The sequence below is a fragment of the Paenibacillus sp. FSL R7-0048 genome (assembly GCF_038004505.1).
GTDB lineage: Bacteria > Bacillota > Bacilli > Paenibacillales > Paenibacillaceae > Paenibacillus_AQ > Paenibacillus_AQ odorifer.
The window spans coordinates 5476295-5500583 of record NZ_JBBORF010000001.1 but is presented as its reverse complement, the minus strand read 5'-3'; the positions used below and the strand labels follow the sequence as shown (position 1 = coordinate 5500583).

Here is a 24289-nt window from a genome sequence, read left to right as displayed (position 1 = left end):
TGGATGGAACCTATTTTACAAGTCAAAGATTTGCATATTTCCTTTTTTGTTAAGGGCGGAGAAGTACAAGCTGTCCGTGGTATGAATTTTGAAATTGGCAAAGGCGAAACGGTTGCCATCGTCGGCGAGTCCGGCAGCGGTAAGAGTGTAACTGCTCAATCGATTATGCGGTTGATCCCTTCTCCACCTTCTAAAGTGAAAAAGGGAGAAATTATTTTTCAAGGACAGAATCTGCTAGACAAAAGCATGAAAGAAATGGAATCTATTCGCGGTAAAGATATTGGCATGATTTTTCAAGACCCGATGACTTCTCTGAACCCAACCATCAAAGTGGGCAAACAGATCACTGAAGTTTTGATTAAACATCAGAAAATGTCAGCGGCCGAAGCGAAAAAGCAAGGTATGGAGATGTTGAAATTAGTAGGCATCAAAAATGCGGAGGCTCGCTTTAACCAATATCCCCACGAATTCTCAGGCGGTATGCGCCAGCGTGTAATGATCGCAATCGCGTTAGCTTGCCGTCCGGCTTTGCTGATAGCAGATGAGCCTACAACAGCTCTAGATGTAACCATTCAGGCGCAGATCATGGAAGTTATGAGAGAGATGCAGCAAAAACTAGGTACCTCCATTATTCTGATTACACATGATCTGGGCGTAGTTGCTGGCATGTGTGATCGGGTGATTGTAATGTATGCAGGTGAGGTTGTGGAGACCGGAACAAGATGGGAAATCTTTAAAAATCCACAACATCCATACACCAAAGGTCTGCTGCGCTCAATGCCGCGTCTGGACCAAAAGAAAGGCGAGCCGCTTATTCCGATCATCGGCACACCGCCAGATCTGATCAAGCCGCCGATCGGCTGTCCGTTCACTGCTCGTTGCAATGAAGCGATGCATGTGTGCGAACAAATCGATCCCGGCGCCACAGAATTCAGCGAAACGCATATGGCGCGTTGCTGGAATCTGCATTCGATGGCCAAGGAGGTGCAGTACTCTTGAGTAAGAACCTAATAGAGGTAGAAGGTCTTAAGAAATATTTTAATGTAGGTAAAGGTAAGGTTCTTAAGGCTGTTGATAATATTAACTTCACGATCCGTGAGGGCGAGACACTTGGGATGGTAGGTGAGTCCGGTTGTGGTAAGACTACTGCTGGACGTACGATTCTTCGCTTGTATGAGCCAACTGCTGGAAGTGTGAAATATAATGGTACAGACATTTATAAATTGCCTGGAAATCAAATGAAGGCTATGCGCCGTGACATGCAAATGATTTTCCAAGATCCGTACGCATCGCTTAACCCGCGGTTTACGGTTTCTGATATCATTGGCGAGGCACTGGACATTCACGGAATGGCTGGCAGCCGTGCAGAACGTAAGAAACGGATTGAAGAACTGCTGGATATGGTTGGTCTTAACCATGACCATGCAACCCGTTATCCGCATGAATTCTCCGGTGGACAACGTCAACGTATCGGGATTGCCCGTTCGTTAGCGGTTAATCCTAAGTTCATCGTTTGTGATGAGCCGATTTCCGCACTTGACGTATCCATTCAAGCTCAGGTCGTTAACTTGCTTAAAGAATTGCAAGATCGTCTTGGATTGACTTATCTTTTCATCGCGCATGATCTGTCCATGGTTAAACATATCAGTGATCGCGTAGCAGTTATGTACTTGGGTAAAATGGTTGAGTTGGCGGAAAGTGAAGAGCTGTATGCAAATCCTATCCACCCTTATACTAAATCCCTATTGTCGGCTATTCCAGTTCCGGATCCGGAAATTGAAGTCAACAAAAAACGTATTCACTTGCATGATGAGCTTGGCAGCCCTATTTATTCTGCTAACGATAAGACCAATGACAGTGACTTTGAATTAGTAGAAGTATCTAAAGGCCACTTTGTCAGCAAAAAATTCGCATAATTTATACTTAGGTTTTCAAAGGCGGGAGCATTATGCTCTCGCCTCTTGTATGTATTTAGGATATTATTTAATGAATTTATAGTATAATTGAACAGTTGGCTGTACCTGTGTTGCTGATATCAAGACATGTTTTACTTTGACGCGGCTCCTGACTTTGGATACAATCATAGAGAGTTTTTACGAACTTGGATTTACATATAACTGCTTAGTAGAACTGGAGGCACTAGCAAATGAATATTGTAACGGAACCGCTCAAGGGTGGATCTGCACTCTCGCGCGACTATATAGATCATTTTGAAAAGGTTAGTCATTTGTACGGTGGGGATTTCCGCAATAAAGAAAGTAGAAGTAGAAGGGCAGAGTGGCTAGACGGCAGAGAAAGCCTTCGTGCCGACCGGACTCAGATTGCTGAGTGTCTGCGTCAATATAATGAAAAGCATAACTCGCATGATGCGGTGATGGCTTCGCTGGCGCTCTTAGAGCAGCCGGGGACATTAGTGGTGACAGGTGGGCAGCAAAGCGGACTATTTACTGGACCCCTGTTAGTGGTATATAAAGCTGCAACTACCATTATGGCGGCAAAAGAAGCAGCTGAACAACTCGGCCGACCAGTAGTTCCTTTATTCTGGATTGCAGGTGAAGATCATGACTGGGATGAAGTGAATCATACGTATGTACTGAATCGTACGCAGGAGATTACTAAGATTAAGATAGAAAAGTCAGAAGAGAAACGCTCCTCAGTAAGTGATATTCGTGTAGAAGAGGAAAGCTGGCAGCAGGTAGTGGAACAGTTAGACGGTCTGCTTCAGGAAAGCGACTTTAAGCCGCAGATTATGGAATTCATTCGCACTTCTTCTTTTAGAGCAGATAGTATGACGGATGCATTTGCCAAGCTGATGGGTTCATTATTTGGTAAATTTGGTCTAATTCTGCTTGATTCTGCTGATCCCAACTTACGTAAGTTAGAACAGCCATTTTTCACTTCGCTAATTATGCAGAATGATGCACTGGAAACAGCGTATATGAATTCTGCTTCTGATATTGTGGGCGCCGGATATGAGCTTCAGGCTGATGTTACAGCTGGCAATGCCAACCTCTTTTATATTCATGAAGGTACACGGCTTCTGCTTCACAAGAAGGACGGAATCTTTACGGATCGCAAGGGTCAGGTATCCTTTTCCCGTGATGAATTACTTGAGGAGGTGCAGGCACATCCGGAACGCTTTAGCAATAATGTGCTGACACGTCCACTTATGCAGGATTATGTGTTGCCTGTTCTGGCAACGGTGCTGGGTCAAGGTGAGATTGCTTACTGGGCCATTCCGCGTCGTGCGTTTGAGACCATTGGGGGAGAAATGCCGTTAATTATCCCTAGAATGTCTTTTACTGTCGTAGAAGGTACGCTGCACAAGCATATGGATAAATATCAACTTAGCTTTGAGGATGTAAGACAAGGACTGGATCATAAAAGACATGAATGGCTGGCCGCACAGGATGAGCTGGGGATTGAACGTCGTTTTGAAGAAACCAAGACCTCATTCGCCGCCATGTACGAACCGCTGATTGAGCAGCTTGGAACGGTTCAGGCCGGTCTGCTTAAGCTGGGGAATAACAATAAAGAGAAGATTCTAGATCAGATTACTTTTTTACAGGCGAAAGCCCAAGATGCAATGGCAAAACAGAACGAAGCTGCAATCCGGCAATGGGAGCGAATCGAGCTGTCGTTAATGCCACTGGGTAAACTGCAGGAAAGAGTGTACAATATCATGTATTACTTGAACCGGTACGGACTTGCTTGGCTGGATGAGTTAATGACGGTTGAACCGGATTACAGTGGAACACATCGCATCATTTATATGTAATGGAAGTATCGCTTCATAAAACTAAGCTTATGCTTACGAAGTGAGTTTTGTACGAAGCAGATCACTGGAGTAATTTCCCATAAAAATTTTAGGAGGTTTCATAATGAGTTCATCTAAACAAAATAGTATCGTGGCTGATATGTCACTCGCACCGGAAGGGCATTTGAAAATCGACTGGGTTCGCCAGCATATGCCGGTACTGAACCGTATTCGTGAGCAGTTTGAAGCAGAACAGCCATTTAAAGGTCTGAAAGTATCGATTACATTGCATTTGGAAGCTAAAACCGCTTATTTGGCGAAGGTTGTCAAAGCTGGTGGTGCAGATGTAACCATTACAGGTTCGAATCCACTATCTACACAGGATGATGTATGTGCAGCGCTTGTGGAGGATGGAATCACAGTATTTGCTAAATACAATCCGTCTCCTGAAGAATTTAAAGCCCTTAATATCAAAGCACTGGAGAGCAAACCGGACTTGATTATTGATGACGGTGGGGATTTTGCTACATTGCTGCATTCGGAGCGTCCTGATCTGATGGAGAATATTCGCGGGGGTGCTGAAGAAACAACTACCGGGATTATTCGTCTAAAAGCTCTGCAAAAGCAAGGCGTATTGAAGTTCCCAATGGTCGCGGTTAATGATGCCTACTGCAAATATTTGTTTGATAACCGTTATGGCACTGGCCAATCGGCATGGGATGGAATTATTCGCACAACCAACCTTATCGTAGCGGGCAAAACAGTAGTTGTTGTCGGTTATGGCTGGTGTGGTAAAGGTGTTGCCATGCGCGCCAAAGGACTTGGAGCAAAAGTGGTTGTCACAGAAGTTGATGCGATTAAAGCCGTTGAAGCACATATGGACGGTTTTGAAGTAATGCCAATGCTGGAAGCAGCTAAGGTTGGTGATTTCTTCGTTACAGTAACTGGTAACCGTTATGTAATTCGCGGTGAACATTATGATGTGATGAAGGATGGAGCAATCATGTGCAACGCGGGCCATTTCGACGTTGAAGTGAATAAGCCTGAGCTGTCGGAAAGATCCGTATCCCAACGTACCGTTCGCAAAAATATCGAAGAGTACCAGCTTCGTGACGGACGTAAATTATATCTGCTTGCCGAAGGCAGACTTGTAAATCTGGGTGCTGCTGATGGTCACCCTGCTGAAATTATGGATACAACCTTTGCACTCCAGGCGCTGTCGCTGAAATATGTAAATGATAATTATAAGAGCATTGGCGTAAAAGTTGAAAATGTTCCTTATGAGCTGGATGAGCAAGTAGCACGTTATAAGCTGGAAAGTCTGGGCATTAACATCGATAGCCTCACTCCGGCACAAGTGGATTATTTGGACAGCTGGAATTTGAACGATTAATAACCGAACGCATAACAATAAAGTGTATTAACCAGTGTACCTTGAACTGAAGCAACTTTTTTAACAAAGCCATGCAACGGACAAGATTCCGATTGTATGGCTTTTTTCTGTGGAGAAATGTTTTTCGGGAAACGAGCTATCTGATTTAGGAAAAATTTCCTTGGCCAGAAAAAGGTTTTTGATTTTTAATGGCGAATCTATTATGCTTAAGTGGTGAAAAGTGGGGTAAAGTGGGGATTCAGGGATTAGGGGTGGGAAAAAGGATGTTCATGGGAGAGTATCAACACAGCATTGACGACAAAGGCCGAATCATTATTCCGGCTAAACTCCGTGAATTGCTCGGAACCTCCTTCGTGACGACCCGCGGCCTAGACTCCTGCCTGTTTGTTTATCCCATGGAAGAATGGGCAATCATGGAACAAAAGCTTAAAAGCCTTTCGCTGATGAAATCAGATGCCCGCGCATTTAGCCGCTTTTTTTTCTCAGGTGCAACTGAATGTGTTTGGGATAAGCAGGGAAGGGTAAATCTGCCGGCCAATTTACGGCAGTATGCCAAACTGGACAAAGACTGTGTCATTCTGGGCGTTTCGAACCGGGTGGAAATCTGGAACAAAGAGCTTTGGGAACAGTACTTCGAACAGTCCGAGGAATCGTTCAACGAAATCGCTGAGAAATTGGTGGATTTCAATTTTGATCTATAAAACACAATAACGAATACTGTCCTGGAGGGATGCAGCTTGTTTCACCACATCACGGTGCTTAAGGAAGAAGCGACAGAAGGGCTGCACATCAAAAAAGACGGAATCTATGTAGATTGCACTCTCGGTGGAGCGGGTCACAGCTCACTTATCGCTTCCAAGCTTAGCGGCGAAGGCCGTTTAATCTGTTTGGATCAAGATGATTGGGCTTTGGAGAACGCCAAAGAAAGATTAGCGGAATACGGAGACAAGGTTGTGACTATTAAGACTAACTTCCGTGATCTGGAGAGTGTACTTAAGGATGTGCCCTTTGTGCCACAAACAGATGGTATTCCCCAAGTAGATGGAGTGCTCTTTGATCTTGGCGTATCCTCTCCCCAGTTTGACGAAGGGGAACGAGGCTTTAGTTACAATCATGATGCTCCGCTGGACATGCGCATGGATCAGTCAGCACTTTTGACGGCTGCTGAAATTGTGAATACATGGTCCGAGCAGGAGATTGCCCGTCTTCTTTTCCAATATGGAGAAGAGAAATTCTCGCGGAGAATCGCTAGAAAAATTGTAGACAGAAGAGAAGAAGCTCCTATTGAGACAACAGGAGAATTAGCAGAACTGATCAAGGAAGGTATCCCGGCAGCTGCTCGAAGAACAGGAGGGCATCCCGCTAAACGTAGCTTTCAAGGATTAAGGATTGCTGTGAATGACGAATTGGGTGCTTTTGAAGAAGGGCTACATAGTGCAGTACGTTGCCTTGCACCAGGAGGCAGAGTATCCGTCATCACCTTTCATTCGCTCGAAGACCGAATTTGCAAGCAAATTTTTAGCAGCTATTTAAGCAGATGTACATGCCCGCCTGACTTTCCGTTTTGCGTATGCGGCGCGAAAGGCACGCTTAAGTTAATCAATCGTAAACCGCTTGTGCCTTCTGAAGAAGAGCTTGAGCTTAATACCCGAGCCCGCTCAGCTAAGCTGCGCATTGCAGAAAAATTGTAATTGACGATAAAGGAGAGTCAGAGATGGCCTATACCCGCGGCAATTTAGCAGTTCAGCCCAAAAGAAAAGAAGAGGTAAACCCCCTTTACCGCGAGAAGACAAAAGTAGTTACCAGACGAAGAGTACTTCCGCTGCAAGAGAAACTTTTGTATATGCTGACGCTAGGAGTATGCGTTCTGGTGGCGATCACCCTGATTTCACGTTACGTCCAAATTTATGATTTGAACTTGCAGGCTCAGAAATTAGATCAGGATATTGCAACAGCCAAGAAGCAGATTTCTACGTATCAGATGGAAAAGCAGAATCTAGAGCAGAAAGTCGCCCAAAAAGCACGGGATCTTGGTTATGTGTCCCCGGATGAGAATGCAACAATCTATATTCCGGCAAGCTCGGCAACGACTCCAGGTGATAATTAGTGAGCGATTGGCAAGATCGCAATAAAAAAAGTTGTGAGGTTCGCTTATGCTGAAAAGAATAAAACTTCGCACGCTGTTTATAGGAGGGTGTATTACCCTCTTTTTTCTTGTTTTGATCGTTAGAGTGTTCTGGATTCAAGTTATGCAAGGTGAGGAATGGCAGGAAAAGGCCGCCACACTTTGGGCGCATTCCTCAACTATCAAAGCGGAGCGAGGTACGATTTCTGACCGTAACGGGAGTGTGCTCGCTAGCGATGTCCCTGCTTATACCGTGGTGGTGAATCCTGAAGTGATTCAACAACAAGGCATCGGGGAAGAGGTCATCACAGGATTACACGAATTGCTCGGCAAACCAGAGGATGAGCTGCGTAAGCTGGTTGAAGCCAAGGACGAAAAGACGGGTGCTTACCTCAAGAACCGTGAGATTCGTAATGAAGGCTGGAAGATTGATCAGGAGCTTGCCGATAAGGTGAAAGAATTTTATGTAGCCCTAGGTAAAGAACATAAAATTCAAGAGACCGGTATTGGGCTTGTTAGAGAGCAGAAACGATATTATCCAAAAGATGAATTAGCTGCACATATCTTAGGTTATACAGATAGGGACGGCAATGCTATCATGGGACTGGAAAAATACTTTGATACGGAGCTTAAGGGTGCCGATGGCAAGCTGCTTTATCAAAGTGACGGTCAAGGGGTAAAATTGCCGGATTCACAAGACACCTATAAGCCAGTAGTAAATGGAAGTAATTTCAAGCTTACAATCGATAGTACGATCCAGCATTATATAGAAGAGGCCATGCAAAAGGCGTATGCGCAATATAAGCCAAAAAGTATGAGTGTCATTGCTGCTGATCCGAACACGATGGAGATTTTGGGATTAGCCAATATGCCTACCTATAATCCAAATGAATTTTGGAAGACCGGGGCCGATGGGGCGGGATTCTATAATCATGCTATTAAATCTAAATACGAGCCTGGTTCCACTTTCAAAATTGTAACGCTTGCCGCCGCAGTAGAAGAGAAGCTTTTTGATCCTGTTGCGACATTTTTGTCCGGGTCCATCCGGATAAAGGGATATAGTAAAGCACTGCATGATATTAATCATGCTGGATGGGGGCAAATCAGTTTTCTTGAAGGTGTGAAACGTTCTAGTAACGTTCTATTCGTTAAGCTATATGAAATGCTCGGACAGGACAAGCTATTACAGTATATCAATGATTTTGGCTTCAATGAGAAAACGGGAATCGATCTGCCAGGAGAAGTAAGCGGGGTAGTTAACCCTAACCTTGGACGTCCTATAGAAATTGCGACACTCGCATATGGACACGGTAAAGTGCTAGTAACCCCACTTCAACAGCTAGTTGCCGTATCTGCTATAGCTAATGGGGGGAAGTTGATGACTCCGTATGTAGTTAAGGAGGTCACAAACCCTAACACTGGTGAGACAAAGGTTACTCAGCCTAGTGTAGTGCGTCAGGTGATTGATGAGGAAAGCGCCAAGAAAACGGGTGAATATTTGGAGCAGGTTGTTGCTGACCAAGTAAAAGGAACAGGCCGCAACGCTTATATTGACGGCTATCGCGTGGCAGGTAAGACAGGAACGGCTATCAAGGTTGAAGGTAAGGATTATGTGAAATCCAAAGTACTTGTCTCCTTTATTGGTTATGCTCCTGTTGATGATCCAAAGATCGCTGTTATTGTCATTATTGACGAACCGAACGTTGAGGTTGGCGGCGGTAAGGCAGCTGCTCCAGTATTTAAAGAGATTGTATCCCAGTCTCTGCAATACATGGGAGTACCTAAGCTGGCGTCTGAGGCTAGTGATAGCAGCAGTAAAAAGCCGGCTAAGACTGAAACAGTCGCACTTCGGACTACACCAGATCTAACAGACAAGACGATGAAGGAAGCAAGAGAAGCACTTTTGGATCAAGGCTTCGATTATGTAGTGGTCGGTGAAGGATCTACTGTAGAGAGTCAATATCCTGAGGCAGGTACTAAGCTTGCTACAGGGCAACGGATCTATTTATTAAGTCCGCAGGGGGCTCAGCCTACCATTCCAGATTTAAAAGGGGAATCCCTGCGTGATGCACTTGAAATTCTAACTCTACTAAAAGTAGAGATTGCGGTAGACGGTGAAGGTTACGTCTCAGAACAGATTGTAGGAACGCAAAATGGCAAGACCTTGGTCACTTTGAAAATGAAGCCATTAAATGATTATGGCGAAGATATTCCCGTGGCCCCGCCTGCTGATGAGGGGACAGATTCCGAGAGCGGAACATAGCTTGTTCTAACCCCTGTTTGTCCCGAATAGTCATGAAGATAAGAGCTCATGTCTATTGTTGAAAGTGGGGGAGAACGGAATGAAGGTTTCCAAAGTCGTAACACGGCGGAGAATGCTGTGGACATTGCTGGGACTGGCAGTGTTATTCGGTTCGCTGGTCGTGCGTCTTGCGTATGTGCAATTATCTCAAGGCGAGGAATTGACTGCGAAGGTAGAAGATTCCTTGCGCCGCAATATTCCTTTTACCGCTAAACGTGGTGAAATTATGGATCGTGAAGGTGTGCCGCTCGTTTCTAATATCACCACACCTACAGTGTATGCAGTACCGGTGCAGGTAAAAGAGAAGCAAAAGACAGCACAGCAATTAGCTCCACTGCTTGGGATGACTGAGGAGAAGCTGATGACATTGCTGTCCAAAAAAGAAATGTCGGTGAAACTTCAGCCCGGCGGCCGCAAAATTACGATGGATCTTGCCGCGAGCATCCGTGATTTGCAGCTGCCGGGCATCGTTGTCGCTGAGGATAGCAAAAGGTATTACCCTTACGGCGATTTAGCCGCGCATATTCTAGGCTTCACAGGTATAGATAACCAGGGCATTACAGGAGTAGAGAGTATATATGACAATCTGCTCAAAGGCATAGCCGGTAATATTTCTTATTTGTCTGATGCAGGTGGAAGACTTATGCCTGGCTCATCTGAGAAATATTCTGCCCCTCAAGACGGACTTAATCTGCAGCTGACGATTGATAAACAGATCCAGTCCATTATGGAACGTGAGCTTGATCAGGCTATGGTGAAATATCAGGCGCAGGGTGCTTGGGCTATAGCTATGAATCCGAAGAATGGTGAGATACTAGCCATGGCTAGTAGACCGGGGTATGAACCAGCATCATACAAGGAATATGATGCGCAGATTTACAACCGGAATCTGCCTATCTGGATGACCTATGAACCTGGTTCAACGTTCAAAATCATCACTCTGGCTGCTGCGCTGCAGGAAGGTAAAGTAGATCTTCAGAACGATCATTTCTATGATCCGGGTTTTATCGAGGTGGCGGGGGCAAAGCTGCGCTGCTGGAAAAAGGGCGGTCACGGTAGTCAAACCTTTCTACAGGTAGTTGAGAACTCTTGTAACCCTGGGTTTGTCGCCTTAGGGCAACGGCTGGGAAAAGAATCACTTTTCAAATATATTAGGGATTTTGGTTTTGGCAGCAAAACGGGAATTGATCTGAATGGGGAAGCTAATGGTATTCTGTTCAAGCTTAATCAAGTAGGTCCGGTAGAGCTTTCGACTACAGCCTTTGGTCAAGGGGTTTCGGTTACGCCTATTCAGCAGATTGCTGCGGTATCCGCGGCTATCAACGGCGGTAATCTCTATAAACCGCATGTAACAAAAGCATGGGTTAATCCGGTTACTGGAGAGACTGTATCAGAGGTGAAGCCAGAGCTTGTGCGGCAGGTCATTTCGGAGGAGACATCCAAGAAGGTGCGGGCAGCACTTGAGAGCGTGGTTGCCAAAGGCACAGGACGGCCGGCTTTTATTGACGGCTATCGTGTAGGTGGCAAGACGGGTACTGCACAGAAGGTTGTAAATGGACGTTATTCTCCAACAGAGCACATTGTTTCTTTTATTGGCTTTGCGCCAGCGGATGATCCTCAGATCGTTGTGTACACTGCCGTGGATAATCCGAAAGGGATTCAATTTGGGGGTGTGGTTGCAGCTCCAATCGTGCAAAATATTTTGGAAGACTCGCTGCACTATATGAAGGTTCCGGAGCGCAGTGATCAGCTTCCCAAAACTTATAAGTATGGCGAAACTCCGATAGTGACCGTACCTGATCTTACCGGAGCAACGGTGCAGGATATCTATGAGGATTTAAATATGAATTTTAATCTTGCACGTTCAGGCACAGGAAATACGGTCATCAATCAAGCTCCTAAGGCTGGGGCCAGAGTAGAACAGGGCTCAACCATCAGGATTTATATGGGAGCATCTAGTGAATAATGATTAAGGTATAAGGTTTCAGCTCGTATCCGAAAATGTAGAGTGAGGGATTACTATGAAAGTTAACGAATTATCTGCTTGTCTTGCTACTTCGCAACTATACGGGGATGGAGATGTGGAGATTACTGATCTTCAGACGGATTCCCGCCGTGTAGGCCCGGGAGATCTATTCATCTGTTTGCCTGGCCACACCGTGGACGGGCACAAATATGCGCCGCAAGCAGTAGCCTCCGGAGCGGCGGCTATTGTATGTGAGCACAAGCTGGAGCTTGATATCCCGCAGATTGTTGTGGATGACTGCCGGTTTGCGATGTCTGTCATGTCGAATGCTTTCTTTGGCTCACCTAGCAGCCGGATGAGAATGATCGGAGTGACGGGCACAAACGGCAAAACAACAACGACTTATCTCATTGAGCGGATTATGCAGGATCAGAATATGAAGACAGGTCTGATTGGAACGATTCAAATGCGCTATGACGGCAAAAGCTACCCTATGTCAGGCACAACTCCAGAATCGCTAGATCTGCAGCGTTCCCTTCATGATATGGCTTCCAAAGGTGTGGAATGTTGCGTAATGGAAGTATCCTCTCACGCACTTCAGCAAGGACGTGTGAAGGGTGCGGACTTCCGTACGGCAATTTTTACGAACTTAACCCAAGATCATCTGGATTATCATCATACAATGGAGGAGTATCGGGCGGTTAAAGGGCTCTTTTTCTCCAGATTGGGAAATGTGATCTCTCCGTGGAAGGAAGAACGCAAATATGCGGTGTTGAACGCGGATGATGAAGCCAGTCAATATTTTGCAGCCCAAACTGCGGCGGAAGTGATTACATATGGCATTGATAACAACGCTAATGTCCGAGCTTCGCAAATATCGATCACTGCAAAAGGAACTTTTTTCCATGTAGATACGTTTAAGGGGAAGACGGACATTTCGCTCCGTATGGTTGGTAAGTTCAACGTCTACAATGCACTCGCGGCGATTACAGCTGCTTTATTGGAAGATGTCTCTCTGGCTGATATCAAGACTAGTCTTGAGGCAATCGATGGTGTAGCTGGACGGGTGGAGTCAGTGGACGAAGGTCAGGAATTTGCTGTTATCGTTGACTACGCACATACACCAGACGGGCTAGAGAATGTATTAAAAACGGTCTGCGAATTTGCTACCGGCAAAGTGCTTACAGTGTTTGGCTGTGGCGGTGACAGAGACCGGACGAAACGTCCATTAATGGGGAAGATCGCTGCACGATATAGCGACATGGTATTCGTAACTTCTGACAACCCTCGGACGGAGGACCCTCAACTAATCTTGAAGGATATAGAAGCAGGACTAGTAGAGGATGGAGTCACCTCTGACCGGTATCATATGATTGTTGATCGCCGAGAAGCTATCGGGAAGGCTATTGAAATGGCAAGCCCTGGCGATGTAGTATTGATTGCGGGGAAAGGTCATGAGACCTATCAACTGATTGGCGGAGTGGTTCATGATTTCGATGACCGCATCGTCGCTAAAGAAGTTATAAGGGGCCGAAACTATTGATTACAAGAACGCTTGAAAATATTGCTGCCATGTGCGCAGGGGAACCTGCTGCTGTCGAAGCTATGAATACAACCCTTACGGGAGTCGTTACCGACTCCCGTAAGATCACACCCGGCTGCCTGTTTGTGCCTCTATCTGGAGACAAATTCGATGGTCACCATTATGCTGCCGCAGCACTGGCTGCTGGTGCGGGTGCAACCTTGTGGCAACGCGATAAAGGACCGGTACCTGAAGGTGGCGGAGTTATTATTGTTGAAGATACGCTAGAGGCTCTTCAGAAGTTGTCCGCTGCTTATCTGAAGGAAGTGGCTCCGCAGGTTGTCGCTGTTACGGGCAGCAACGGGAAAACAACAACAAAAGATATCATTATGTCTCTGCTTGAAGTGCAGTTCAAAGTGCACAAAACAGCGGGGAATTTCAATAATCATATCGGTCTTCCGCTTACTATTTTATCCATGGCTGAGGATACAGAGATCGCTGTACTTGAAATGGGGATGAGCTCGCGGGGAGAAATTGCTCTGCTGGCTTCTTTGGCTGAACCAGACGTAGCGGTAATTACTAATGTAGGCGAGTCGCATTTACTGCAGCTGGGGTCACGTAAAGAAATAGCCCGCGCCAAGCTGGAGATTGCTGAAGGGCTGAAGCCGGGGGGATTGCTGATTTATAATGGTGACGAACCGTTGCTGACTGAGGTAATGCAAGAGTCCACTTTTAAGGCTCCAGAAGGGATGAGAACCTTCCGATTTGGTCTAAATGAGGATAATGATGATTATCCAACAGGGATGATGTCCCATACTGGTGGCATGACGTTCACGTCAAGCCGTCATAAGGAACATGCTTTTACATTACCGCTGCCAGGTCAGCATAACGTTGTTAACGCTCTGGCTGCACTAGCGGTTGCTCGTCATTTTGGGGTTACGGAGCAGAATATGAAGGACGGTCTGAGCAAGCTCAAGTTGACGGGCATGCGGATTGAAGTGATTCGGACTTCCTCCGGACTTACGCTTTTAAACGATGCTTATAATGCCAGCCCTACTTCTATGAAGGCGGCTATAGATGTCCTGCAATCTATGAAATGCAGTGGCAATAAAATCGCTGTGCTCGGGGACATGCTGGAACTTGGGCCGGAGGAAGTAGAATTTCATCAAGAAATAGGCTACTACCTTGACCCTTCCTTAACTGATTTTGTATGTACTTACGGACCATTGTCTGTTCATATTGCCAAAGCAGCAGAAGAGAAATTCGGCAAAGAGCGCGTCAAAGCTTTTACAGATAAAGCGGAACTAACCGCTGTCCTTCTAGAGAAATGCAGTGCTAAGGATATTGTTCTATTTAAAGGATCAAGAGGGATGAAGCTCGAGGAAGTGCTTCAGAGCCTAAATAAAGATATTCAACAGACCTAAATCATTGGAGGGGGTGTACCCATGGATTATCAACTATTGTTATTGACTATTGCTGTTTCCTTTATCCTTGCGGTCATTGCCGCTCCGCTCTTCATTCCGCTTCTGCGCAGGATGAAATTCGGACAGCAGGTGCGAGATGACGGACCGCAAACCCATTTGAAGAAAGCGGGAACGCCGACTATGGGCGGTATCGTGATTATCGTAGCTTTTACCTTGTCTTATCTGAAATTTTCTGTGGTGAATACAGATTTTTATGTACTGCTTGTAGCTACGCTTGGTTTTGGATTGATCGGATTTTTGGATGACTATATCAAAATTGTGTTTAAGCGTTCCTTAGGGCTCACAGCACGTCAAAAGTTATTTGGACAGCTGCTGGTTGGTGCTTTAATGTGCGGTCTTCTGATCTATGCCGGACACAGTACAAGTATCAGCGTTCCAGGTACTGATTTCAGCTTTGATTGGGGTGGCTGGTTCTATTATCCATTCATCATTATTATGATGATGGCAGTGACGAATGCCGTTAACTTTACAGATGGAGTCGATGGACTGTTGTCTGGGGTTAGCGCCATTGCTTTGGCAGCATACGCGGTGGTGGCAATGCAGGCTACGTCTATTGCGGCAGGTGTATGTGCTGCGGCAATGATTGGTGCTGTACTTGGCTTTCTTGTGTTTAATGCCCACCCTGCTAAAGTATTTATGGGGGATACGGGTTCGTTTGGTATTGGTGGCGCGATAGGTGCTATTGCTATTGTCACGAAGAGTGAGCTGCTGTTTCTCATCATTGGCGGTGTTTTTGTAATTGAAATGTTGTCCGTTGTGATTCAAGTCGTTTCATTTAAAACCCGTGGCAAACGTGTATTCAGAATGAGCCCGATTCACCATCATTTTGAGCTTGGTGGCTGGTCGGAGTGGCGTGTGGTAATTTCGTTCTGGGCGGTTAGCTTGGTGTTGGCTGCTGTGGGACTATTTATTAGCAAGGGGTTGTAGAGAATGAAACATCCAGATAAGTATCGTGGTGAAGAAGTTGTGGTTCTTGGGCTTGCTAAAAGCGGTGTCCAGGTGGCTAAAGTGCTGCATGAACGCGGCGCTGTAGTTACGGTGAACGATAAAAAGGAAAGAGATCAAAGTCCCGAAGCTTCCGAATTGGAATCTTTGGGAATTTGTGTTATATGCGGTGGGCATCCGGAAGGTCTTATTCATGAAGGTGTAAGTCTGGTAATCAAGAATCCAGGCATTCCTTATTCTGCGCCCCCTGTACAAAAGGCAATTGAGCTTGGAATTGAAGTGGTCACAGAGGTAGAGGTGGCTTATCGACTTTGTGCAGCGCCGATGATCGGGATCACGGGTTCCAATGGTAAGACGACAACGACGACCTGGGTTGGCCATATGCTGGAAGCTGCGGGAATGAACCCTATAGTTGCGGGCAACATTGGTACGCCTCTCTGTCAAGCTGCACAAGAGGCTACAAAGGATGATTGGATGGTAGTTGAGCTTAGCAGCTTTCAACTTAAAGGTACGGAGACCTTCCGCCCTAAGATAGGCTGTCTGCTGAATATTGCAGAGACCCATCTGGATTATCATGGAAGCATGAAAGATTATGTGGATTCCAAAACCAAGCTGTTCGCTAATCAATTAGCTACGGATACAGCAGTGCTGAACTGGGATGATCCTGTCTGCAGGGAACTTGTACCCTATATGAAGGCTTCGATTCTTCCATTCTCCTTGTTTGAGGAGCTGCCTCATGGAGTATTTGTTAGCCCGTCCTACATTACGGGGCAAGATGATGAGCTGAAGCGCCACATTATCTATCGCGAATCTGCGGACAAGGAAACGATAATCGCGGATGTGGATTCCATCGCCCTTCCGGGTCGCTTTAATGTGGGGAATGCGCTGGCTGCCTGTGGTATTGCTATTGCCGCTGGAGCTGCCCCCTCTTTATTAAGCGGAGTGCTTTCTTCTTTTCGCGGTGTGGAGCACCGGCTGGAGTATGTAGCTGATAAGGCTGGAGCCGCTTATTATAACAATTCCAAAGCAACGAACTCCAAAGCGACAATTACGGCTTTGACATCGTTTCAGCGGCCGGTGGTATTGATCGCTGGCGGATTAGACCGCGGCTCCGATTATATGGAGCTGCTGCCTGTCCTGAGCGGACGCGTCAAAGCTTTGGTGGCGTTAGGACAAACCAAGGACAAGCTAATAAATGTAGCACAGCTGGCAGGATTAAAGCAGATTATCTCCGTCGATAATGGGGAGAGCGCCGCCGCCGTGCTGCAAGCAGCTGTGCGGGAAGCTTCCGCTCTGGCGGAAGAAGGAGATATCGTTCTCCTGTCTCCTGCATGTGCTAGTTGGGATATGTTTACATCCTATGAAGAGCGCGGGTGTATTTTTAAAGAGGCGGTGCATAACCTTTAAGTAGGGGGGTGGATAAGCCCCTACTACGGATGCAAGAGGTGTGCTCCTGATGAACAAAACTCGTCATGCTCCCGATATTTGGTTGCTGATTCCCATTCTTTCTTTGCTGGTGATCGGCATGGTGATGGTATACAGCGCCGGATCTGTTTTAGGCTTCCGCAATTATGGAGATTCGTTTTACTTTGTAAAGAGGCAGCTTTTGTTTGCAGGACTGGGACTTGTTGCAATGTTTGTTACAGCGAATACAGACTACAAAGTGTTAAAAAAGCTGGCTAAGCCGGCACTGATTGTCTGCTTTATCCTGCTCGTTATGGTGCTTATTCCCGGCATTGGTGTAGTTCGCGGGGGAGCGCGCAGCTGGCTCGGAATCAGCTCCTTCGGGATTCAGCCCTCCGAGTTCATGAAGATGGGGATGATTCTATTTCTGGCGAATTGGCTGGGAAAAGAAGAGTATGATATCACCTCCTTCACTCGTGGCTTACTTCCCCCGTTAGCGCTTATCGGATCAGCTTTTGCACTGATTATGCTCCAGCCGGATCTGGGTACAGGTACCGTTATGTTTGGCGCAGCCTTAATGATGGTCTTTACAGCTGGAGCAAGAATGAAACATCTACTCTCACTAGGAGTAGCTGGGGTGGCTGGGTTTGTTGCTTTGGTTGCCGCAGCACCTTACCGGTTGCAGCGTATAACCGCTTTTCTTGATCCTTGGTCCGATCCCCTCGGTGCAGGCTACCAGATTATTCAGTCGCTATACGCGATTGGGCCTGGAGGGCTCGGGGGTCTCGGACTTGGAATGAGCCGGCAGAAGTACAGTTATGTACCTGAGCCGCAGACCGATTTTATTTTTTCTATATTGGCCGAGGAACTGGGGTTTATCGGTGGTTTGGCTGTGTTGATCCTGTTTCTTATTCTAATCTGGCGCGGAATGAAGGTGGCGATGAGTCTGCCTGACCGTTTTGGAAGCTATTTGGCCGTTGGCATCGTCTGTATGGTGGCTGTGCAAGTCATTATTAATATTGGTGTGGTCATCGGTCTAATGCCTGTAACAGGCATCACACTTCCTCTGATTAGCTATGGAGGTTCTTCACTTACACTGATGTTAACCTCCCTGGGCATTCTATTGAACTTATCCCGTTATGCGAGGTGAAAGACATGCGTATCGTATTAAGCGGCGGAGGCACGGGTGGTCATATCTATCCCGCAGTCGCTGTTGCTAGACAACTGGAATCAGAAGATAGTGAATCTACCTTCCTGTATATTGGTGGAACGCGTGGCTTAGAGAGCAAGCTCGTTCCCCAAGAGAATATCCCTTTCAAATCTATCGACATCACTGGCTTTCGGCGCAAGCTGTCCATGGACAACGTCAAGACGGTGATGCGTTTTTTAAAGGGCGTTAAGGCTTCCAAAGAAATGTTAAGAGAGTTTAAGCCTGATGTTGTAATTGGTACAGGCGGTTATGTATGTGGTCCGGTCGTTTACGCTGCATCCCGGCTGGGTATTCCAACCTTGATCCATGAACAAAATGCTATCCCTGGTTTAACAAATCGTTTTCTAAGTCGTTACGCGAGTACAGTGGCCGTAAGCTTTGAAGGGACAGAATCTGCTTTTCCGGGGAGCAAGCACGTAATCTACACAGGTAATCCTCGGGCAACGACGGTTACTACGGCTAGTCCACAACGGGGGTTTGCCTCGCTGGGCATTCCGGATAACAGCACGGTTGTTTTGGTTGTTGGCGGCAGTCAAGGGGCTAAGGCTATTAATAAAGCCATGATTGAAATGGCCCCATTTGTGGGTAAGGGTAATGGTGTTCATTATGTTTACGTTACAGGTGAGCCTTATTTTGAGGATACCCGTGCTGAATTGCGTCAGAAGCTGGGTAGCACACCGAACTGGCTGCATGTCCTACCTTATGTTCACAATATGCCGGAGGTCTTGGCTTGTACCTCCTTAATCGTAAATCGGGCGGGGGCATCCTTTCTCGCTGAGATTACAGCGCTGGGTATTCCTTCTGTACTTATCCCTTCTCCTAATGTGACGAATAATCACCAAGAGGCGAATGCAAGACAGCTGGAACGCGAAGGGGCCGCTGTGGTGCTGCTTGAGAAGGATTTGAATGGTAAGGCGCTTTATGAAGCTGTGCAAGCAATCATTGGAACTGAAGCTGTACGCCAAAAAATGTCCGAGGCTTCCAGACGACTGGGCAAAAGGGATTCTGCTGCCATTGTCACTAACGAACTCCGAAGACTAGCCGGTAAACAGTCTTAAGCCATTAACCTTTGAGAGGTTTTTCCTTATTGGCAGCTCTCTGTCACACACTTGGAGGAACGAACATAGGATAATCCTATAATCGTGACAATCACCCAGGACACTTCCTAACCTGAAAGGTAGTGCAGGATAATCTTGTACATTTCATATGACCTTGTATCGGAAGTGTTTGTGGTGGGTGAGCGGTAATCTCGGAGGTGATACATTGGACAAATTGGTGATTGAGGGTGGAAGTCCCCTGTCAGGCACCATTCGTATCCATGGAGCAAAAAATGCGGCGCTGCCGATTCTAGCGGCAAGCCTGCTGGCCGAAGGAGTTCACTCACTGCATAATGTGCCGAAGCTGCTGGACATCGAGACTATGCTAGACATCTTGGATCGGCTGGGCTGCAGGTGCGTGCATCAAGAGGATACGGTGACGATAGATACGTCAGCCGTGGGGACATCTCATGTACCTGAGGATTTGATGCGGCAGATGAGATCTTCCATTTTTTTAATGGGACCGCTGTTATCCAGATTTGGTGAGGTAACGATCTATCAGCCTGGTGGCTGTGCGATCGGGGAGCGTAAAATCGATCTTCATTTGCAGGGTCTTAAAGCACTGGGGGCGGAGATCGAGGAAAGCAACGGACGAATATCCTGTCGGGGCTCAAAGCTTGTAGGGAGTGATATTCATCTCGACTATCCAAGTGTTGGAGCCACGGAGAATATTATGATGGCTGCCGCCAAGGCAGAGGGGACAACGACGATATCGGGAGCAGCAAGAGAGCCGGAAATACAGGATCTACAGCAATTTTTGAATAGTATGGGTGCTCAGATTATCGGTGCAGGCACGGATACCATTACGATCCAGGGTGTCAAAAACTTATATCCCTGTACGTACGAGGTAATCCCAGACCGGATAGTGGCTGGAACTGTAATGATTGCTGCAGCAGCTACACGTGGGAATGTGACCTTGACACATACGAACGCCGGGCATCTGACTTCGCTTATTCATGTGCTTAAGCGGGCTGGTGTTCAAATCACAGTATGCAATGATATAATTAATGTCAGTTGCATGGGGCGTCCGCGTGCGGTTGAGAGAATTGTAACCTCTCCTTATCCTTCTTTCCCGACGGATCTGCAATCTCAGGTCATGGTGCTGCTGTCGCTCGCCGATGGTTTTAGTGTGATCAAGGAGACGGTGTTTGAGGGACGGTTCAAACATGTGGAAGAAATGGCCCGGATGGGTGCTGACATTTCTATCGATTTGAATCGTGCGTTTATTCGCGGCGTTCAGAGATTGTATGGTGCTACTGTGGAAGCTACTGATTTGCGGGCGGGTGCAGCTCTGGTCATTGCCGGGCTTGCTGCAAAAGGGACTACGGTCGTTGAGCAAGCGCATCACATTGACCGTGGTTATGATGGAATAGAGAAGCTGTTTCAGAAGCTTGGCGCGCGTATAAGCCGTAAGGTGCCTGTAACGGATCCACTTGATTTGGCCAATTAAAGCTCCCTGTCTCCTTCCAGATCTCCCAGAGAAGGAGACAGGGCCTTATTACGGAGAATATGAGAATGACTACAACCCGATTACCTCTTCTTAAAGAGGACAAGCCTAAGAAAAAAATGAGCCGTAAGATTACGGCGATCCTGCTGCTGCTGTTCACTGCGCTTCTTGCTGTGATTTTTTTTAGATCGTCTATTAGCCATATTACAGTGATAGATTTTCAAGGTAGTAAGTATTCTACTAGTGAAGAGCTACTCTCACAAAGTGGAATTAAAATAGGTGGGCAATTCTTTGCTGTATCAACGAAAGCTGTGGAAGAATCTCTGCTGAAGCTTAAGACGATTAAAGACGTCAGCGTGCAGAAGGATTTCCCCGGGGTGATCACAGTGAAGATTGAGGAATTTCCAGCGGTAGCCTATGAACTGGAACAGGGAGGCCTCTTGAAGGCAATTCTATCCAGTGGAGCTGCAGTCCCTGTTAATGAGACAGGAATTGCCGTTGAGAAACCCATATTAACGAACTGGGACCCGGAAGATCCGAATAAGGCTAAGCTATGTCAAGCATTAGCAAGCATTCCTAATGAATTGACAAGTGATATCTCTGAGATTGTTCCCTCGCCGACCTTGTCTTTTCCAGACCGGATCAAGCTCTATACTAGATCCCGTTTTGAGGTGATTACAGCTATCTCATTGCTAAAGAGCAAGGTGTCCTATTTGAATCAGATTATAGAGACTGAACAGCCTGGACTGATTAAAATGCTAGAAGCCGATTCATATGTTCCCTTTCAGGTTGTAAGCGATGAAGAAGATGTTGCGCAAGAGTAGTGTGGAGGTAAATAGTCCCTACTAATAGAGTTAAAAAAATGCTACAATCGGAGTTACGGGCAATAAGCTATATCCCTCTTTTTTCTTCGATTTTTTTGAGATATAGTACTATATTTGGTTGAAATGACCAATTAGGCCGATATTTCTTGTGATAATTGCTATTTTTACAATAACATATGAGTAACTATTCACATTTGGGGATGTTGGAATATTATTCCGTTCAAAAAATTTGTAGAAAAAAGAGGGAAAGGATTAGGTATGTTGAATATGTACAGAGAAGTTTCCCGGGACCGGGATAAGGTAATGCAATTAATTATGATTATAACAGGAGGTGCCATAGGACTTGAGCAACAATGACATCATTGTTAGTTTGGACATCGGTACATCCAAAGTTCGGGCAATAATTGGGGAAGTTACCAATGGAACCTTTAATATTATTGGCGTTGGATCTGCCGATTCGGAAGGAATACGTAAAGGCGCGATTGTAGATATCGACCAAACTGTGCAATCGATCAAAAGTGCTATAGATCATGCAGAGCAGATGGTGGGTATTCAAATATCAGAGGTTTATGTAGGCATTTCCGGTAATCATATTGGCCTGCAATCCAGCCACGGTGTTGTGGCCGTTCAGAATGAGGATCGTGAAATCGGCGATGATGATATCGATCGCGTAATTAAAGCTGCGGAAGTCATTGCTATGCCTCCGGAGCGTGAAGTGATTGATGTTGTTCCCAAACAATTTATCGTCGATGGTCTTGAAGGAATTCAAGACCCGCGCGGAATGATTGGTGTTCGTCTGGAAGTTGAGGCAACAATCATTACGGGTGCTAAGACGCCAATACATAATCTACTACGCTGTGTTGAGAAATCAGGGCTGAAGGTAAAGGATCTTGTGCTGATGTCTCTTGGAGCTGGTGGATTGGCGCTGTCCAAGGACGAGAAATCGATGGGATCTGTTCTGGTTGATATCGGTGCGGGCTCAACAACAATAGCCATATACGAAGAGGGTTCTCTTAGTGCAACCTCCACGATTCCGATCGGAGGAGAATTCGTAACCAATGATATTGCCTACGGACTTCGGACACTTACTGATCAAGCGGAGAAGGTAAAACTTAAATATGGTTGTGCTTGGATTGACGATGCAGCCTCAGACGTTGTCTTCAAGGTATTGCGCATTGGCAGTAACGTGGAGAAGGAATTTAACCAAGAGGATCTGGCGGCCATTATCGAGCCAAGGGTGCAAGAAATATTCCACCTGATTCGTCAAGAAGTTAAACGGCTTGGTTACAGTGAACTGCCTGGAGGTTATATACTAACAGGTGGGACTGTCTCGATGCCGGGTGTATTGAAGGCTGCTCAGACTGAGCTGGCTGCATCTGTACGCATCGCCGTGCCGGATTATATCGGTGTACGGGACCCTGGGTTTACCGGCGGTGTCGGTATTCTGCATAATGTTGTCCGTAGTTTCCGTGGAAGAAACAGTGGTGGAAGCAGCAACAAAAAGACGGTCAACCGGAGCAAGCAGAACGCCACTCCGAGTCAGGAAACTGTTCAGAAGCCCGGATTTGTGGAGCGTCTAAAAAATATGTTTAGCGAGTTTATATAAGTGTAAGTCCAGATATACTTGGACCGGCCATCCAAGCACATTGAGGGGGAGATGGAACAATATGTTAGAATTTGATTTTGAAATGGAGAGCTTGGCGCAAATAAAAGTCATCGGCGTGGGCGGCGGAGGTAGTAATGCTGTCAACCGGATGATTGAAAACGGCGTTCAGGGTGTAGAATTTATTACGGTTAATACAGACGCCCAAGCGTTGCATATGGCCAAATCGGAGCACAAGCTGCAGATTGGGGACAAGCTGACCCGCGGTTTGGGTGCAGGCGCCAACCCTGAAGTCGGTAAGAAAGCAGCGGAGGAATCCCGTGATCTGATTTCGAATACCCTTAAAGGTGCAGATATGGTATTTGTTACTGCAGGAATGGGTGGCGGTACAGGTACAGGTGCGGCACCAGTTATAGCTGAAATTGCTAGAGAGTGTGGAGCCCTGACTGTGGGTGTAGTGACTCGCCCGTTCACTTTTGAAGGAAGAAAACGTTATAACCAGGCAATGCTTGGAATCGAAGCTTTGAAAGAAAAAGTCGACACGCTAATCGTCATTCCAAATGACCGTTTGCTTGAAATTGTTGATAAGAAAACACCGATGTTGGAAGCTTTCCGTGAAGCAGATAATGTTCTCCGGCAGGCTGTTCAAGGTATCTCTGACCTAATTAAGGTTCCTGGTCTGATTAACCTTGACTTTGCGGATGTAAAGACGATCATGACAGAGCGCGGTTCAGCGCTTATGGGTATTGGTATTGCAAATGGTGAGAACCGTGCGTCTGAAGCAGCACGTAAAGCCATCATGAGCCCACTCTTGGAAACGTCTATTGAAGGCGCCCGCGGCGTAATCATGAACATTACGGGAGGATCTAACCTCTCTCTATACGAAGTCAATGAAGCGGCTGAGATTGTTACATCCGCCTCTGATCCTGAAGTGAATATGATCTTTGGTGCGATAATTGATGAAGGCCTGAAGGATGATATCAAAGTAACAGTAATTGCTACTGGCTTTGAACATAAACCATCGCCTGAAGCTCCAGGACGCCGTCCGGTCTCGACGAATAACGAGCCAGCGGCAACACCGGATAAGAACGCTGCTAATCTGCGTCCGTTCGGGAATCAGAACACGTCAGATCAGTTAGATATTCCGACGTTCCTGCGTAACCGTAATCGTGGCAACAATGACTAATTAAATATTTTTATTAAGAGATAT

Annotated in this window: 19 protein-coding genes; all 19 read left to right on the top strand. The window is 46.4% G+C overall.

The genetic code is table 11. The annotated features are described in order from the left end of the window. Nucleotides 1-3 precede the first annotated feature (3 nt). The 19 genes from NSQ91_RS24435 to ftsZ all read left to right on the top strand — a co-directional run bounded on the left by NSQ91_RS24435 (nucleotide 4) and on the right by ftsZ (nucleotide 24265). Entirely contained in the window at nucleotides 4-999 is a 996-nt protein-coding gene (locus tag NSQ91_RS24435) for an ABC transporter ATP-binding protein (protein WP_036683686.1), read from the top strand. Then, nucleotides 996-1916, top strand: a complete 921-nt coding sequence (locus tag NSQ91_RS24430; protein ID WP_036683682.1) for an ABC transporter ATP-binding protein — start codon at nucleotides 996-998, stop codon at nucleotides 1914-1916. The genes NSQ91_RS24435 and NSQ91_RS24430 overlap by 4 nt, the downstream gene beginning before the upstream one ends. 230 nt (nucleotides 1917-2146) lie before the next feature. Next, nucleotides 2147-3778, top strand: a complete 1632-nt coding sequence (gene bshC, locus NSQ91_RS24425) for a bacillithiol biosynthesis cysteine-adding enzyme BshC (RefSeq protein ID WP_076129044.1) — start codon at nucleotides 2147-2149, stop codon at nucleotides 3776-3778. A 100-nt stretch (nucleotides 3779-3878) separates the two neighbouring features. Then, the gene (locus NSQ91_RS24420; RefSeq protein WP_170914265.1) at nucleotides 3879-5150 is read left to right on the top strand and encodes an adenosylhomocysteinase; all 1272 of its coding nucleotides are present in this window, start codon (nucleotides 3879-3881) and stop codon (nucleotides 5148-5150) included. A gap of 263 nt (nucleotides 5151-5413) precedes the next feature. Then, complete coding sequence (gene mraZ, locus NSQ91_RS24415) at nucleotides 5414-5851, top strand: division/cell wall cluster transcriptional repressor MraZ (protein ID WP_036683674.1); 438 nt, start codon at nucleotides 5414-5416, stop codon at nucleotides 5849-5851. A gap of 36 nt (nucleotides 5852-5887) precedes the next feature. Further along, a complete protein-coding gene (gene rsmH, locus NSQ91_RS24410) occupies nucleotides 5888-6841 on the top strand; it encodes a 16S rRNA (cytosine(1402)-N(4))-methyltransferase RsmH (RefSeq protein ID WP_340920265.1) in 954 nt (317 codons plus the stop codon). A 23-nt stretch (nucleotides 6842-6864) separates the two neighbouring features. After that, nucleotides 6865-7257: a septum formation initiator family protein gene (locus tag NSQ91_RS24405; RefSeq protein ID WP_036683668.1), complete on the top strand. Its 393-nt coding sequence runs from the start codon at nucleotides 6865-6867 to the stop codon at nucleotides 7255-7257. 46 nt (nucleotides 7258-7303) lie between these two features. Then, the gene (locus NSQ91_RS24400; protein ID WP_076129051.1) at nucleotides 7304-9538 is read left to right on the top strand and encodes a penicillin-binding transpeptidase domain-containing protein; all 2235 of its coding nucleotides are present in this window, start codon (nucleotides 7304-7306) and stop codon (nucleotides 9536-9538) included. Between the two features lie 79 nt (nucleotides 9539-9617). After that, entirely contained in the window at nucleotides 9618-11543 is a 1926-nt protein-coding gene (locus NSQ91_RS24395) for a stage V sporulation protein D (RefSeq protein WP_076129053.1), read from the top strand. Nucleotides 11544-11598: 55 nt separating this feature from the next. Further along, nucleotides 11599-13086, top strand: a complete 1488-nt coding sequence (locus NSQ91_RS24390; protein ID WP_038572864.1) for a UDP-N-acetylmuramoyl-L-alanyl-D-glutamate--2,6-diaminopimelate ligase — start codon at nucleotides 11599-11601, stop codon at nucleotides 13084-13086. Beyond that, entirely contained in the window at nucleotides 13083-14489 is a 1407-nt protein-coding gene (locus NSQ91_RS24385; protein ID WP_036683655.1) for a UDP-N-acetylmuramoyl-tripeptide--D-alanyl-D-alanine ligase, read from the top strand. The genes NSQ91_RS24390 and NSQ91_RS24385 overlap by 4 nt, the downstream gene beginning before the upstream one ends. 21 nt (nucleotides 14490-14510) lie before the next feature. After that, nucleotides 14511-15476 carry a phospho-N-acetylmuramoyl-pentapeptide-transferase gene (gene mraY / locus NSQ91_RS24380; protein ID WP_036683653.1) on the top strand — a complete coding sequence of 322 codons (966 nt, stop codon included), beginning with the start codon at nucleotides 14511-14513 and terminating at the stop codon, nucleotides 15474-15476. A 3-nt stretch (nucleotides 15477-15479) separates the two neighbouring features. Further along, on the top strand, nucleotides 15480-16901 hold the full coding sequence (gene murD, locus NSQ91_RS24375) for a UDP-N-acetylmuramoyl-L-alanine--D-glutamate ligase (protein WP_076179293.1): 1422 nt from the start codon (nucleotides 15480-15482) through the stop codon (nucleotides 16899-16901). Between the two features lie 49 nt (nucleotides 16902-16950). Next, on the top strand, nucleotides 16951-18048 hold the full coding sequence (spoVE, locus tag NSQ91_RS24370; protein ID WP_036683647.1) for a stage V sporulation protein E: 1098 nt from the start codon (nucleotides 16951-16953) through the stop codon (nucleotides 18046-18048). 5 nt (nucleotides 18049-18053) lie between these two features. Beyond that, nucleotides 18054-19166 carry an undecaprenyldiphospho-muramoylpentapeptide beta-N-acetylglucosaminyltransferase gene (murG, locus tag NSQ91_RS24365; RefSeq protein ID WP_076192059.1) on the top strand — a complete coding sequence of 371 codons (1113 nt, stop codon included), beginning with the start codon at nucleotides 18054-18056 and terminating at the stop codon, nucleotides 19164-19166. A gap of 205 nt (nucleotides 19167-19371) precedes the next feature. After that, nucleotides 19372-20655: a UDP-N-acetylglucosamine 1-carboxyvinyltransferase gene (gene murA, locus NSQ91_RS24360; RefSeq protein ID WP_340920259.1), complete on the top strand. Its 1284-nt coding sequence runs from the start codon at nucleotides 19372-19374 to the stop codon at nucleotides 20653-20655. Between the two features lie 65 nt (nucleotides 20656-20720). Then, nucleotides 20721-21476: a cell division protein FtsQ/DivIB gene (locus NSQ91_RS24355; RefSeq protein ID WP_076129061.1), complete on the top strand. Its 756-nt coding sequence runs from the start codon at nucleotides 20721-20723 to the stop codon at nucleotides 21474-21476. 343 nt (nucleotides 21477-21819) lie between these two features. Further along, on the top strand, nucleotides 21820-23082 hold the full coding sequence (ftsA, locus tag NSQ91_RS24350; protein WP_076136520.1) for a cell division protein FtsA: 1263 nt from the start codon (nucleotides 21820-21822) through the stop codon (nucleotides 23080-23082). Between the two features lie 61 nt (nucleotides 23083-23143). Next, the gene (gene ftsZ, locus NSQ91_RS24345; protein ID WP_076302470.1) at nucleotides 23144-24265 is read left to right on the top strand and encodes a cell division protein FtsZ; all 1122 of its coding nucleotides are present in this window, start codon (nucleotides 23144-23146) and stop codon (nucleotides 24263-24265) included. The last annotated feature ends 24 nt before the right edge of the window (nucleotides 24266-24289 follow it).

What these genes read in the sequence shown, in the direction of transcription:
- NSQ91_RS24355 (WP_076129061.1), top strand. Translation starts at nt 20,721, where the DNA reads ATGACTACAACCCGATTACCTCTTCTTAAAGAGGACAAGCCTAAGAAA.
- mraY (WP_036683653.1), top strand. Translation starts at nt 14,511, where the DNA reads ATGGATTATCAACTATTGTTATTGACTATTGCTGTTTCCTTTATCCTT.
- NSQ91_RS24395 (WP_076129053.1), top strand. Translation starts at nt 9,618, where the DNA reads ATGAAGGTTTCCAAAGTCGTAACACGGCGGAGAATGCTGTGGACATTG.
- murG (WP_076192059.1), top strand. Translation starts at nt 18,054, where the DNA reads ATGCGTATCGTATTAAGCGGCGGAGGCACGGGTGGTCATATCTATCCC.
- murD (WP_076179293.1), top strand. Translation starts at nt 15,480, where the DNA reads ATGAAACATCCAGATAAGTATCGTGGTGAAGAAGTTGTGGTTCTTGGG.
- NSQ91_RS24435 (WP_036683686.1), top strand. Translation starts at nt 4, where the DNA reads ATGGAACCTATTTTACAAGTCAAAGATTTGCATATTTCCTTTTTTGTT.
- bshC (WP_076129044.1), top strand. Translation starts at nt 2,147, where the DNA reads ATGAATATTGTAACGGAACCGCTCAAGGGTGGATCTGCACTCTCGCGC.
- NSQ91_RS24400 (WP_076129051.1), top strand. Translation starts at nt 7,304, where the DNA reads ATGCTGAAAAGAATAAAACTTCGCACGCTGTTTATAGGAGGGTGTATT.
- mraZ (WP_036683674.1), top strand. Translation starts at nt 5,414, where the DNA reads ATGTTCATGGGAGAGTATCAACACAGCATTGACGACAAAGGCCGAATC.
- ftsZ (WP_076302470.1), top strand. Translation starts at nt 23,144, where the DNA reads ATGTTAGAATTTGATTTTGAAATGGAGAGCTTGGCGCAAATAAAAGTC.
- NSQ91_RS24390 (WP_038572864.1), top strand. Translation starts at nt 11,599, where the DNA reads ATGAAAGTTAACGAATTATCTGCTTGTCTTGCTACTTCGCAACTATAC.
- spoVE (WP_036683647.1), top strand. Translation starts at nt 16,951, where the DNA reads ATGAACAAAACTCGTCATGCTCCCGATATTTGGTTGCTGATTCCCATT.
- NSQ91_RS24405 (WP_036683668.1), top strand. Translation starts at nt 6,865, where the DNA reads ATGGCCTATACCCGCGGCAATTTAGCAGTTCAGCCCAAAAGAAAAGAA.